Annotated in this window: 12 protein-coding genes; 11 read left to right on the plus strand and 1 reads right to left on the minus strand. The window is 55.1% G+C overall.

Annotation, left to right across the window (positions count from 1 at the left end; all coding sequences use genetic code 11):
• Nucleotides 1-6: 6 nt before the first annotated feature.
• From C4334_RS08315 to C4334_RS08365, 11 genes are all read left to right on the plus strand, one after another.
• On the plus strand, nt 7-1,152 hold the full coding sequence (locus tag C4334_RS08315; RefSeq protein WP_352431621.1) for a glycosyltransferase family 9 protein: 1,146 nt from the start codon (nt 7-9) through the stop codon (nt 1,150-1,152).
• On the plus strand, nt 1,112-1,891 hold the full coding sequence (locus C4334_RS08320; RefSeq protein WP_352431622.1) for an FkbM family methyltransferase: 780 nt from the start codon (nt 1,112-1,114) through the stop codon (nt 1,889-1,891). The genes C4334_RS08315 and C4334_RS08320 overlap by 41 nt, the downstream gene beginning before the upstream one ends.
• Nucleotides 1,892-2,145: 254 nt before the next feature.
• Nucleotides 2,146-3,288 (plus strand): glycosyltransferase family 4 protein, encoded by a 1,143-nt coding sequence (locus C4334_RS08325; protein ID WP_352431623.1) that lies wholly within the window; start codon nt 2,146-2,148, stop codon nt 3,286-3,288.
• 86 nt (nt 3,289-3,374) lie between these two features.
• Nucleotides 3,375-4,355: a glycosyltransferase gene (locus tag C4334_RS08330; protein ID WP_502943426.1), complete on the plus strand. Its 981-nt coding sequence runs from the start codon at nt 3,375-3,377 to the stop codon at nt 4,353-4,355.
• 73 nt (nt 4,356-4,428) lie between these two features.
• Complete coding sequence (locus C4334_RS08335; RefSeq protein WP_352431624.1) at nt 4,429-5,697, plus strand: glycosyltransferase; 1,269 nt, start codon at nt 4,429-4,431, stop codon at nt 5,695-5,697.
• Entirely contained in the window at nt 5,694-6,770 is a 1,077-nt protein-coding gene (locus tag C4334_RS08340; RefSeq protein ID WP_352431625.1) for a glycosyltransferase family 4 protein, read from the plus strand. The genes C4334_RS08335 and C4334_RS08340 overlap by 4 nt, the downstream gene beginning before the upstream one ends.
• The gene (locus C4334_RS08345) at nt 6,771-7,574 is read left to right on the plus strand and encodes an acyltransferase (RefSeq protein ID WP_352431626.1); all 804 of its coding nucleotides are present in this window, start codon (nt 6,771-6,773) and stop codon (nt 7,572-7,574) included. It abuts the gene before it with no gap.
• Nucleotides 7,571-8,956, plus strand: a complete 1,386-nt coding sequence (locus C4334_RS08350) for a glycosyltransferase family 39 protein (RefSeq protein ID WP_352431627.1) — start codon at nt 7,571-7,573, stop codon at nt 8,954-8,956. The genes C4334_RS08345 and C4334_RS08350 overlap by 4 nt, the downstream gene beginning before the upstream one ends.
• An 85-nt stretch (nt 8,957-9,041) precedes the next feature.
• Complete coding sequence (asnB, locus tag C4334_RS08355) at nt 9,042-10,919, plus strand: asparagine synthase (glutamine-hydrolyzing) (protein WP_352431628.1); 1,878 nt, start codon at nt 9,042-9,044, stop codon at nt 10,917-10,919.
• Nucleotides 10,920-11,234: 315 nt separating this feature from the next.
• Nucleotides 11,235-12,014 carry a sugar phosphate nucleotidyltransferase gene (locus C4334_RS08360; RefSeq protein WP_352431629.1) on the plus strand — a complete coding sequence of 260 codons (780 nt, stop codon included), beginning with the start codon at nt 11,235-11,237 and terminating at the stop codon, nt 12,012-12,014.
• Nucleotides 11,998-12,501 (plus strand): dTDP-4-dehydrorhamnose 3,5-epimerase family protein, encoded by a 504-nt coding sequence (locus C4334_RS08365; RefSeq protein WP_352431630.1) that lies wholly within the window; start codon nt 11,998-12,000, stop codon nt 12,499-12,501. Before C4334_RS08360 ends, C4334_RS08365 begins: the two co-directional genes overlap by 17 nt.
• Nucleotides 12,502-12,672: 171 nt before the next feature.
• Here the strand turns inward: C4334_RS08365 and corA are convergent, their stop codons facing one another.
• Nucleotides 12,673-13,662 carry a magnesium/cobalt transporter CorA gene (gene corA / locus C4334_RS08370; protein WP_352431631.1) on the minus strand — a complete coding sequence of 330 codons (990 nt, stop codon included), beginning with the start codon at nt 13,660-13,662 and terminating at the stop codon, nt 12,673-12,675.
• Between the last annotated feature and the right edge of the window lie 253 nt (nt 13,663-13,915).

A 13,915-nucleotide genomic window follows, 5' to 3' on the forward strand; every position in this document is an offset into this window, starting at 1 on the left:
TCGGCGGTGAAACCGGTTTCTGCGCTTTACGCTGCACAGTACCGAGCTCGTCAGTGGATAGTAGGCAAGTGGTGCTCGTTGTGCCGTTTTCAGAAAACAGAACCATCGCTTCAGGAAATGCCGAAGAAGGTATTGCTGGTTTTGACCGGCCTTCTCGGCGATTCGGTGATGTGTACTCCCGTCATCGTTGAAGCGCGGCGTCTTTGGCCTGAGGCGCGAATAACTCTGCTCGGTCGGCGGCGCAATGTGGAACTCCTAGCTGCATGCCCGTATCTCGACGACATCTTGGAAGCAGAGGCGATCCCTTTTACTTTACGGCAACGACGCGAGTTGGCTGTTTTGGCTGATGAACTGCGTCGCCGTGAATTCGATTTGGCGATTATTCTTCTGGGAGACCAATTCGCCCATCTGTTTGCAAAGATAGGGATACCCATCCGCGTCGGCGTCAAGGAGCATCCGCTCGCGCCTTGCTTAACACATTGCTATTCCATTGGCTCGCCGCGCAGTTGGGGGCCAAAGGAGAGGCTCGGAGCGCTGAGGTGCTTAGGGCACGAAGTGAAGGCAGTCAGCCCCACGCTCTGGGTGGCGGATGAGGCACGAAGGTCTGCGGTGGAGAAAATCCACGCCTTGGGACTATACGAAGGCGATAGGTACGTCGTCATGCACCCTTTCGGAAGCGAGAAGCGTCAATGGTGGCCGCTCGATCGTGCAGCTCTCCTTGCGCGGACGCTCTTTCATGAGCGAGGAGTCAGGACGCTATTGATCGGTGGTCCTGAAGTCCGGAGCGCGGTTCGTCAGGATTTGCCACCGTATCTACTCGATTCTACCGGAAGACTGAGCGTCAAGGAGTTGCTCGCGGTGATAGAGCGAGCCGAACTGGTCGTGACGACGGATAGCGGACCGTTCCACATCGCTGGCGCTCTCCACAAACCGATAATCGGGCTGTTTCGCGCGCGACGTCCAGAGCACGCCGCCGCTTACCCGATGGCGAGAGTTGTTTTTGGCAGAGACGCTGAATGCGAGGCCGAATGTGATTGGGACCGGTGCAAAGAGATCCCCTGCCGGCAAATGCTATCAATAACCGTGCAGGAAGTGTTGAAGGTGATTAATCATGAAGAACCCACTGCGAGCGATCGTTTACGGACTGGTTGATCGCATGACTTTTCGGCGTGGAATCCGGCGGACCTATGGTGGACACAGTCTCCGGTTACCAGTGCGTCATGTGCGCTATTATCAGGCTGATTACGAGCCGGCCTTGTTCCAGTTTTTGAAGCAGAATTTGAAAGCCGGAAACACATTCTGGGACTGCGGTGCGCATTTCGGATTGTTCTCGGTCATCGCTAGCCGATTTGTCGGGCCAAACGGGCGTGTATTGGCTTTTGAGCCGATGCCATCCGTAAGGGAAGTTTTAGCAGAAGTGGTTTCGATGAACGAAGCGATGAACGTCTTTGTGCGACCCGAAGCGCTCTGTGACCGAGTTGGCGAAGCGATCTTTTACGTGACTGGCAACGAGTCTTCGAACGCAGATAGTCTTATCAGGCAGACGCGCCACATTGGCGGAATCACAGTATCGGCATCCACAGTCGATGCGATGGCGAAAGAGTTGGGCGCACGGGCGGATTTAATGAAGATCGACGTAGAAGGGGCAGAACTCGCCTTGCTGAAAGGCGCACGGGGTGTAATCGAAGAGTATCGGCCCGTTCTGTTCTTGAGTCTACATCCAGCGGCAATAGCGAATTCTGGAACGACGCTCACCGAAGTTTTCGACTTGCTTGAAGAATATGGTTTCAGGACCTTTTGGCGCGCACAGCCCGTTGATCGCCGGTGGTTTGAAAGCCAAGCCGGTTTATTCGACGTGGAGTGTTTCCCCGCCGAAAAGGTCAATCGATGATTTTCATCCTCGGTTTTGCCGATGCCTAGAGGGCATGATGATTTGATAAACCAGATAGGTCGTTATGCATATCACGAGCGTTTCGACGTTTCAGGATGCTTAGGCGAAGGGCACAGTGATGTCACCGTGGTTAGGGCATCCAGCAGAAACCGCTTATGCCCGTTCAACGGTCGGCACGCCCAGCAACTCTCTGATCATCTCAGCGGAGATCGTCCGTTAAAACTGATATTTCGCACGCAAACAATTACAAAGACATGTTTGAGGTCAGGAAAAAAGTCCGGGTCAAAGTTCTGCACTTTACAGACGTAATAAACCGATTTGATTTTATCGACAACATCATTCGCCATATAGACAAAGACTCGTTCGAGGTCGGCTTATGCTTGAGCGAGCCGAAAAGCAACATCCAATCCCCGTCCTATGCTGAAGATTTTCCGTTGTGGGTGGTTCCATCAAGGGGAAGGCGGCATTTCCTACATGTTGCGCGCGCACTCGCGCGCATTCTCCAAATTTGGGATGCAGACATCGTCCATACACACCATTACGACCAAGCTGTGATAGGCTGGCTCGCGACTAGGATGCGCTCTCAGACCAAACTCATTGTCGGGCGGCACTATTCGGATGCCATTTACAGGCTGTCTTCTGGGATGAAAAGAAGCGTTTACTTGAAGGTAGAGGGAGTCGTCAACGACGCTGCCGCTCGCATCATCGTTCCATCCAAATATATATTTGATATTTTGGTGAACCGACAGGGAGTAGATCCGAGCAAAGTCGACATCGTTTATTACGGTTTCGACCCACAAAAGTATCACCTGCCGGACGCCGAGGAAGCAGCCAAAGCGCGAGAGGCACTGGGTTTGGAAGGGAGGTTCGTGGTGGGAACGTTCGCTAGATTGCATGAGGAGAAGGGACACCGCTTCCTTCTAGAAGCGATTTCGCAGGTGCGGGAGCGCATACCTCAACTCTTCTGGGTGGTGGTCGGAGAGGGGCCGGAACGATCGGTATTGGAAAGGGAAGTCGAGGCGCGCTCGTTGCAGGAGAAAGTTCGGTTTCTCGGTTGGAGGAAAGATGCCATAAAAATCATGGCGATCGTCGACGCGGTCGTACAACCTACTTTGCAGGAAGCTTTCAGTCAGGTGATGGCGGAGGCGATGTGGATGGGAAAGCCGCTGGTTATCACTGATGTGAGCGGCGCAGTGGATATCATCAGGCACGGGGAGAATGGGATGATGGTCCCCAAAGCGGATCCAGCGGCGCTTTCGAGCGTGTTGGTGGAGCTGGCGACAAACTCTCGATTAAGAGCAAATTTGGGTGTTGAAGGGCGTCGATTCGTCGAGGATAATTTGATCATTGAGAAGATAATTGGCAAATATCAAGAGTCGTATCTTCGGGCTTTATAGGTAGGTTAAGATTGACGGCGCGCGTCGCCGCGTTGATCAGGAGGAGAGTTTTGGCGTTTCGAATTGCTGGGAGCGAGCAACCGTTTTTGCAGGTCTCTTTGGTAATACCGGTAAGGAACGAAGAGAAGAGCATCCGCGCCTTGGTTGAATCTATCAAGTTGCAGACTTTCCAGCCTTTCGAGGTGATCATTGTAGATGGCGGATCGCAGGATAGAACCGTTGCTTTTGCGAGAGCGGCGATCGGCGATGACCGCCGGTTCAAGATCATCGAAGCTGGGCCGGCCACTCCAGGACGAGGGAGAAACATTGGGGCTAGGGCTGCGAGGTGCGATTGGTTGGCTTTCACGGATGCGGGAATAGAACTGGAGCCGACTTGGTTAGCGGAGTTGGTTCGCGCTGTCCGTCTCAATCCAGATCTCGATGTCGTCTATGGCAACTATGAGCCTGTGACGGATAGCTTCTTCAAAAGCTGTGCCGCTTTGGCTTACGTTCCCCCAAAACATCTTTCGAAAGAGGGCTTGGTGCGCGGTCCTTCAATCGCTTCGTGTTTAATCAGGCGGAGCATCTGGGCTGAGACTGGTGGGTTCCCTGATTTGCGCGCCGCTGAGGACCTAATCTTTATGGAGAGGATAGAACGAAACGGCGCGCGCATCGGCTGGGCGCCGCGGGCCACCGTTTGGTGGCAACTGCAACCATCATTTCGAAAGACATTCAAAAAGTTCGCGCTCTATTCTTTCCATAACGTCTTGGCTGGACGGCAAAGGTATTGGCATTACGGCATCGCGCGTCAATACCTGATCGGTTCAGTGGTCTTGCTCTTAGCTTTCTTCCATCACGCTTGGTGGCTATCTTTGCTGTTTTTAGGGATTCTGACTCGTGTCGCGAGGAGCATATGGCGACATAGGAAAGAGATTTCTATCATCGGGGCGTTCAATCCAAAGCGATTTCTATGCGTCGCCGCGATCATCTTGACAATAGACTTGGCGACTTTCGTCGGCTGGGGGCGTGCGGTGGTTTATAGGTTGTCGAACGGAAAGCGCAAAGGGGAGAGGGTTGCTGTTAGATAAGCTCAGGTAAAATGCGTTTCTCAGCAATACAGACTGGCTTCGAGAACGCCATCTGTTGTGCGAGGCTGGTAAGATGAGTTTAAGGACGCTTTACGTGTGTTACTTCGGTTTGCGTGAGCCACTCGTGCAGACGCAAGTCGTCCCCTACTTAGGAGAGCTAGCGCGTCGCGGCGTTGAACCTCATCTTATGACGTTTGAACCTAACGAAAAAGAGAATTGGACCAGCGACGAGGTGAAAAAGTGGAAAGACCATCTGAGATCCATCGGAATTCAGTGGATCTCTCTACCCTATCACAAAAGCCCTTCTTTGCCCGCGACCATCTTTGATATCGTCGCCGGCGCAAGAAAAGTCGTACAATTGACGTGCCAAAGATCAATTGATGTCATTCATGCTCGTTCACACGTGCCCATGGCTATGGTTTTGCTATCTGGAGCGGGATCGCGGTGCCAAACCATCTTCGATATTCGCGGTCTGTTAGCGGAGGAGTATGCCGATGCTGGCATTTGGTCAGTTGACGGAGCGGTCTTCAAAATGGTGAAAAAAATCGAGGAAATGGGTATTCGGCGAGCTGATCATGTCATCGTGCTGACGGAGCGTTTGCGCGAATGGTTGATTCAGAACAAAGGGGTATCAAATGACAAAATCACCGTCATCCCTTGTTGCGTGGATTTATCGAAGTACGAGGTTGGTCTTGAAGAGAACGCGCGCGGGGAGTTCAAGGTAGTTTACGCTGGTTCAGTTACGGGTCTATACCTGCTAGAGGAGATGGGCCGTTTCTTCCTCGCTTTGAAGCGGAAGGTGGCCGAGGCGAAACTGCAGATCTTGACCAAGGAATCAGCCGAGAACGTAAAAAAGGTACTTCGGAGCGTAGGAGTAGCTGAACGAGATTTTGAGGTAGCCAGTGCGCAACCGAGTGACATCCCGGGGCATTTGTGTCGGGCCAGTTTGGGTATCTCTTTTCGTAAACCCACGTTCTCGCAAATCGCCGCCTCGCCGACGAAGATACCCGAGTACTTGGCGGCTGGATTGCCGGTCGTTTCCAACGCTGGCATTGGCGATACGGATCTTATTGTGGAACGAGAGCGGGTTGGAGTGGTTCTCGACGATTTCACCGAATCTTCTTACGAGAGGGCAGTAGATCGAGCTTTGGCCTTGGTGGAGGAGCCTGAGGTCAGGGAACGTTGTCGGAGCGTGGCACGCGCGTATTTCGATCTGCAAGAGGTGGGCGGACGTAGGTATTATGACGTTTATGAGATGCTCGCCGCCGGGGAAATGCCGCGCGCGACTTTTCCGCTGTCGTCGGGGCGGAAGAGGAGTCGAGCGGATCGTTTCAAACGATGAGGGTTCTGGGACTCGCTTCATACCCGATTGAAGCCGCAGCGACGCGTTACCGTTTGGCGCAGTACGTTGCGCCTTTGCGCCCTCATGGCATCGAGCTTGTAATCGCTCCTTTCCTGGACTCGCAGGCGTTCGCTTCCCTATACGAACGTAAGGCGGCGGTGAAAAACGCGCTCGCCCTTTTAAAGGCGACCGCGAAACGCATCCTGGATTTAGCGGAAATGGCCAGAGCCGATGTGCTCCTCGTTCAACGGGAGGCGATGATGTTCGGCCCGCCGTTCATCGAGTGGTGCGCAACGCATGCTTTCAAGCGTCCGATGGTGCTGGACTTAGATGATGCGACATACGTCAGATACGTTAGCCCAACCTATGGTCGCTTGGCGGCTGCGCTGAAATGGTTCAGCAAAACGGATGATCTGATCGAGTGGGCTAGTTTGGTCGTTTGCGGCAATAGGGCGATTGAAGAGTATGTGGCTGGCAAGAAGCGGCCCACGATCTTGATACCTACCATCGTCAATACGGATATCTTTCGTCCCGCAGCAAGAAAAACCGGTCGCGAGGTCGTGATAGGTTGGATAGGTACCCACTCAACTTTCCCGTATCTGGAATCTATCTTCCCCGTTCTCGCGAAGCTTGCGCGGGCTTATCGTTTTCATCTAAAAGTAGTCGGCTCAGGGCGACGAGAATTAAAATTACCGGGAGTAAGCGTGGAAAACCGTTCATGGAGTTTGGAGCGCGAGTTAAGCGATCTGCAATCTTTCGACATCGGCTTGTACCCGATCGTAGCTGACGCATGGGCGCTGGGGAAATCAGGATTCAAGGCCATTCAGTACATGTCCGTCGGAATCCCCTATGTTGTCACTCCTGTAGGTGTTTGTGCCGAAATAGGCGAACCCGGGGTGACGCACTTCAACGCGACGACTGAAGATGAATGGTATGAAGCGCTTGCCCGATTGATCGAAGACGAGGAGTTGCGTAGAAGGATGGGAAGAGCCGGGCGGGAACATGCCCTGAAGCATTATTCGTTGCTGGAACACGCGGCCAGACTTGCTGGTGCGCTTAAAAGCGTGCGGTAAATGAGAAGACTGGGCGCGCGCCGCTTGCGTGCGCTTCGGATGAAGCTCAGGCATATAGCTGTGAAAAGCAAGATAAGAACCTTGATGATGGTCATATGCGCATTGATGCCAATGCCAATGAAGCGCTTCTTTTATCGCCGTCTGTTCGGTTACAAAATAGGCGAAGGCGTCCGGATCGGGTTCAGTCTAGTTGATGTCCAGCAATGCGAGATCGAGGACGGCGTAAAGATAGGACATTTGAACGTCATCATCGGCGTGAAAAAAGTGCGGATTGGGGAGCGGGCGCGCATAGGTCATCTAAATATCATCCGTGGCGGGGACGAAGTTTCAATTGGAAGATATGCCGAGATAATTCGTATGAATGAGATAAATTCTATCCCGGATCCCGACATCGTGAACGTCGCCGAACCCATCTTCCGCCTCGGGGATGGGAGCGTGATCACTGCGGGGCACAAAATAGATTTCACCGATCGTGTGGAGATCGGGGCCCATACGATTCTCGGCGGGCGCAACTCCTCTTTGTGGACTCATAATCGACAGCGGACGCAACCGATCACGATCGGTTCTTACAGCTACGTCGGTTCGGAGATACGCGTCGCGCCGGGAGGGCAAATACCCTCTCGTTGCATCGTTGGAATCGGCTCAGTGATCGTCGGAAAGCTGCACGAGGAAGAACACTTGATCGCTGGCGTCCCAGCAAAAGCAGTTAGACCGTTAACAGAAGAGGACAAGTTTCTGATAGAGTACCGGACTCGCCCCGACTTGCCGGAAGATTTTAAGGCGAGTGTGCGTGAGGTAGCATGAACGCGCTGTTAGCTCTGTTGTTACTCGTCACAGGCGTGGGCGTTTCCGTCTTCGTTCCGCAATATGGCTCGACGGCCGTGTTGGTCGGGGCTGGGGCTGCCTGTCTGGCGGGTTATTTCATCTATCGCGTCGAGATCGACCGAAGATTTCTTTTGCAATTGTTTGCCGCTGGCCTCGTGCTTCGGGTCGCCATTGGGACCATCATCTTCGTTGCTCAACTGCAAGATTTTTTCGGCGGCGACGCGATCACATACGACGGCTTCGGGTACGCTTTGTTGCGCTTGTGGCAAGGCGAGATCCAGTTCAGGCCGGAGATAGACCGCTTCAGCGCGGGTGGTGGCTGGGGGATGCTTTACTTGGTCGCCGCAGTTTACGCGATCGTCGGGCGAAATCCCCTCGCCATTCAGTTCATCAACGCGGTGATCGGCTCGGCGACGGCTGTCGTAATCTATCTGTGCGCCTACCATATCTTTCGAAACGTGCGCGTTGCGCGCCTTGCCGCTTTCGCCCTCGCCTTCTTCCCCTCGATCATCCTCTGGTCATCGCAAGGGTTGAAGGATGCCCCCGTCGTCTTTTCACTTGCGCTGGCGATGCTGGCGACTTTGAAGCTGGGAGAGCGATGGAGCCTCAAGTACCTGCTCGTGCTCATCATCGCGCTGTTTAGCATCTTCAGCTTGCGGTTCTACATATTCTACATGTTGGTTGCGGCCATCGCCGGCTCTTTCATCGTCGGCATGCGCGAACTCGATGGCAGAAGCATCGTCCGCCAGTTTGCCATCGTCGTTTGTATAGGCTTGGCGATGACCTATCTCGGAGTGCTGCGGCAGGCTGGCCAGCAGTTCGAAAGTTACGGGAGTCTGGAAGCGGTACAACGAAGTCGCGAGGATCTTGCGCGTTCGGCGCGCTCCGGTTTCGCCGCCGACGTTGACGTCTCGACGACCTCCGGCGCGCTTCAAGTCATCCCCATCGGAGTCGTCTATTTGCTTTTCGCCCCTTTCCCATGGCAGGTTGAAGGCCCTCGACAGATCATCACGTTACCGGAAATGGTCATCTGGTGGTCGGCTTTCCCGTTCGTGTTGCTCGGCGGATGGTTCACGATCCGTTACAGGTTGCGCCAAACGCTGCCGATACTGATTTTTACGGCGATGTTGACGCTCGCCTATTCTGTCTTCCAAGGAAATGTCGGGACGGCTTACCGGCAGCGCGCGCAACTGCTCGTCTTCTACTTCATCTTCGCTGCCGTTGGCTTCATCTTCCTCAAGGAGAAATCAGAAGAGCGCGATCGCGCGGCGGAGCGAGCCAGAGAAGCGATCCTCGCGCGCCGCGCTGCCGAACGGGCTTTGCAACGAAGACATTCAGGGAGCGGTGAAGTTTCTCGGTAAGGGTCTACGGCGAACGGAAGTTTTGATCGGGGCGAGATCATACGGCTGAAAAACCGGATTTTTTGAAGTTCGGATCGAGAAGAGAATGTGCGGCATCGTCGGCATCGTCGATTCCAAAAAGCGCGCGATAGATGAGCATGTGCTCGCAAGCATGTGCGATGCGATCCGTCATCGCGGTCCAGATGAAGAGGGCAAGTACGTGCGCGAAGGCGTTGGGCTCGCGATGCGACGGCTCGCCATCATCGATCTCAAAGGCGGGCAGCAGCCGATTCACAACGAAGATCGGACCATCTGGATCATCTTCAACGGCGAGATCTACAACTACCGCGAACTGCGCGCGCACCTCGAAAAGCTGGGCCACCGCTTTTACACCAACAGCGATACCGAAGCCATCGTTCATGCGTATGAACAGTATGGAACGGACTGCCCAAAGCGCTTGCGCGGGATGTTCGCCTTCGCCATTTGGGACGAGAAGAAACAGGAGCTTTTCCTGGCGCGCGATCGAGCGGGCAAAAAACCGCTCCTTTACGCGCATGTAAACGGAAAGCTGATCTTCGCTTCGGAGTTCAAAGCGCTCCTTTTGCATCCGGATGTGAGTCGCGAGGTCAACCCAGAAGCGATCCACCACTACCTTTCGTTCATGTGCGTGCCCGCGCCGCTGACCGCTTATCGCGCGATAAGGAAATTGGAACCGGCGCACACTCTACGCTTCACACGCGATGGCGAGATCAAGCTCGAACGTTACTGGCATCTGGATTTCACGAAGAAGGTGAAGATCAGCGAAGAAGAGGCGGGCGAGCGCGCCGTCGAGATCTTGCGCGAAGCGGTTCGGGTCCGTCTGATTTCGGAAGTGCCGCTCGGCGCTTTTCTTTCTGGCGGCATAGATTCGAGCGCCGTGGTCGCTTTGATGAGCGAAGAGTCGAGCGGCCCGGTCAAAACCTTCTCCATCGGTTTCGAGGAAGAGGATTTCAGCGAACTGGAGCACGCGCGTCGCGTCGCGCGACATGTCGGGGCGGACCATCATGAGTTCATCGTCCGTCCGAGCGCGCTCGAGGTCCTGCCGACGCTGGTCGAACACTACGGCGAACCTTACGCCGATTCTTCGGCGATTCCGACTTACTACGTCGCTCGCGAGACGCGCCGTCACGTCACAGTCGCGTTGAATGGCGACGGCGGCGACGAGTGCTTTGCCGGTTACGAGCGCTACGCGGCGATGCGTCTAGCTGAAGCTTACGGGAGGATCCCGCAAACGCTACGTCGGTGGCTGATCGAACCGGCGATCGCTCTTCTCCCATCTTCCGAACGAAGAAGGAGCCGCGCGCGCGATCTCAAACGTTTCGTCACCGCCGCCTCTTTGCCGACTGTTGAACGATACGTGCGATGGGTGAGCGTTTTCGACGGCGAAGCTAAACGGGCGCTCTATTCGGACATGTTCCATCAACAGGTAGCAGGACGCGCTTCGAGCGAGTTCATCGCGCCGTGGTTTCGGAACGGCTCAGGGGTGGTTGATGCCGCGCTCTTCGCCGATACGATGACCTATTTGCCGAACGATCTTCTGGTCAAAGTCGATATCGCGACGATGGCCGTTTCGTTGGAGGCGCGCTCGCCTTTTCTCGATCATCACGTGATCGAATTCGCCGCGAGTTTGCCGGAAGAGCTCAAGCTGCGACGATTGACGACGAAATATCTGCTCAAGCGCGTGCTCGGACGCCTCTTGCCGGAAGAGAATCTACAGCGACGAAAAATGGGGTTCGGCGTGCCGTTGAGCCATTGGTTCCGCGGCGAGTTGCGTCCGTTTCTGGAGGAGACCGTGCTTTCAGAAAAAGCGCTGAAACGCGGATTGTTCAAACCCGAAACGGTGAGGCGATTCGTCGCCGAGCATGTGAGCGGACGCCGTGACCATTCGCATCAGCTGTGGACGTTGCTGATGCTGGAGCTGTGGTTCGAAAAATTCATCGACTGAAGATGCGCGTGGCATCGCGAGAGCGATCTTTGAGATGACTAACACAAGTGCGTGCGGGACTCTCGGCAGCCTTTCAAAGGGCGCGCCGCAGAATGGAGCGCGCTTGAGTTGCCTGTGCCGACCGCTGTGCCGGTTTATGCGGAAGGCGAGTGGCAGCGTTGAAGCAGAGCGACGGATTCTCCGCTTCCGTCGAGCGCGAGGTGGATTGGCTGCGCGAGTCTTCGCAGACACCGCTTTCGTGTTGGCGCGCGGGGCGTTTCTGCAGTAGTATGTAAAGCTTTAAATCTTCGTTGAATTTGCCGGGGAGGAAAGCGAGTGAAAGGAGTGGTTTTAGCAGGCGGTTTGGGCACGCGGCTGTATCCGCTCACGAAGGTGACGAACAAGCACCTTCTGCCCGTGTACAACCAGCCGATGATCTACTATCCGATTCAAACGCTCGTCAACGCCGGGATCACGGACATCTTGATCGTGACAGGTGGGAATTCGGCGGGCGACTTTCTCAAATTGCTTGGCAACGGCAAAGCGTTTGGCCTCAAACATCTCAACTACACTTATCAAGAGGGCGAGGGCGGGATCGCCGAGGCTCTGTCGCTGGCGGAAGACTTTGCCGACGGCGATCCGGTCTGCGTGATTCTAGGCGACAACATCATCGAGGGGAACATCTGTCGTGCTGTGCGCGCTTTCCGTCATCAGGGGGGCGGAGCGAAGATCTTGCTCAAGAGAGTTTCTGACCCGCAACGTTTCGGCGTGCCGGAACTGGACGGGCCGCGCATCGTGCGCATCGAAGAGAAGCCGAAAGAGCCGAAGTCGGATTACGCCGTCATCGGCATATACATGTATGACGCTGATGTCTTCAACATCATCAAGACGCTGAAGCCTTCGGCTCGTGGCGAACTGGAGATCACGGACGTCAACAACATATACATCGAGCGCGGCGAGATGACCTGGGACGAACTCGAAGGTTGGTGGACCGATGCCGGGACGTTCGATAGCCTGTTGCGCGCCTCGAATCTGGTGGCCCAGACGGGAGCGAACAAGCTCGATCTCGGCGCAGAGCAAGCGAGGAAGGAGGTCGCAAGTGGCGTCGAACTTTGAGATCGTCTCTGAGTTCAAACGCGGCATCATCGAAGGGGTCATCGTCCGCGATCTGCGCAAGTTCGTTGACGAACGCGGCTGGCTCGCAGAGCTTTTCCGACACGACGAACTGGCTGCGGAATTCCATCCGCGCATGGCTTACATTTCTGCGACCCAGCCGCACGTGACGCGCGGTCCGCACGAGCACCGCGATCAAGCCGATCTCTTCTGCTTCATCGGCCCATCGAACTTCAAGCTGCGCCTATGGGACAATCGAAAGGATTCGCCGAGTTTCGGGATGATGATGACGCTCTTCGTCGGTGAAGACAACCCCAAGGCTGTGCTGATCCCGCCCGGTGTGGTCCACGCCTACCGCAACATCGGTCACGTTCCGGGCATCGTCATCAACTGCCCGAACAGGCTATACATGGGCGAAGGACGGCGCGAACCCGTCGATGAGATCAGACACGAAGACGATCCGCATACGATCTTCAAGATGGACGATTGAAGGTCGGCGAGCGTTGGGTCCGTTTTGATCGTCTTCGATGGCTCCTTTCGCGTTTCGAATCCGGAACGAAGCGTCCTCATGCACAAACATGGCCGGGAAAGATGGTCGCGCCGGATTGGCGTCGAGAGGCGTTGGATCGTTGTGCAGGTGTACGTCGCATCGCGCGCTGAATCAGCCTTCGCCGCTTCCGATCCAGCCCTTCCGCCAGAAGATGAAGAGCAGCAGCAGCGCGACGAAGATCATCACGCCCCAAACGACGAAGTACCCATATTTGGTGCGAAGCTCCGGCATGTTCTCGAAATTCATGCCATAGACGCCAGCGATGAAGGTCAGCGGCAGCATGATGGCCGAGAAGATCGTCAGAACCTTCATGATCTCGTTTAAACGGTTGGAGACGACGGAGAGGTAGGCTTCGAGCGCGCCGGTGATCAGGTCGCGATAGTTTTCGGCGAGGTCGGCAATACGCACCAAATGATCGTAAATGTCGCGGAAGAAAGGAAGCGCCGGATCGGGAATCAAACGGAATTCGCCGTGGCTCATGCGATAAAGTATCTCCAGTTGCTTCGACGAGATGCGCCGCAGCCTCAGGATGCTGCGTTTGAGGCTCAAAATCTCCTCGAGGATGCGGTTGTTCGGGCGCTTCGTCGAAAAGATCGATTCTTCGAGTTTGTTGATCCGGTCATCGAAATCATCGAGCACCGGCAGATATTCATCAACGATGCGATCGAGGATGTGATGCAGCAAGAAAGCTGCGCCGCGTTGGCAAGGGACGGGAGTGGTACGTATGAGCTGTTTGACGTAGTCGATGGCGGGAAACGGTTCGTGATGGTAGGTGATGACGAAATTAGGCCCTAGGTAGCCATCGACTTCCACCGTATTGAAGCGTTCTGGCGTCGTGTTGGTGCGTATGCCATGAACGATGAAGAAGAGGTATTCGGGAAACTCTTCGACCTTCGGGTGGTGCCGATCCATACGGCAATCTTCCACCGTCAGCGGGTGGAACTTGAAGACATCGAGCAGCAGGCGATCATCGTCAAGCGTCGGGCGTTCCATGTCGATCCAGAGGACGAGCGACCGGTCTTGAAGCAGCGATGGCAATTGTTCGGCGGTAAAACCCTCTTCGACGCGCTCAGCGTTAGGACGGTAAATGAAAATCTCCATGCTCGCTCAATCCGGATTGTCGAGAGAAATCGACCGAGCGAGAAAGAGTTTATCATCGAGCGCAAGGGAGATGAACCCGTCAGATTGCCGGACGAAGGTTCTCGATCAGGAGCGCATGAAAGTCGGCTGTTAGAAGCTCTCGGCAGTCAAGGATTCGAGGCGGCGGAAAAGAGCGTTGCTGGACCGATCGAGATGGTCGCGTTAGCGCTTTATGTGGCTTCGCCGTCAGCGGGCAGGCGGCGGGGCCGCAGGA

Origin of the sequence: Pyrinomonas sp. (assembly GCF_040289685.1) — a bacterium.
GTDB lineage: Bacteria > Acidobacteriota > Blastocatellia > Pyrinomonadales > Pyrinomonadaceae > Pyrinomonas.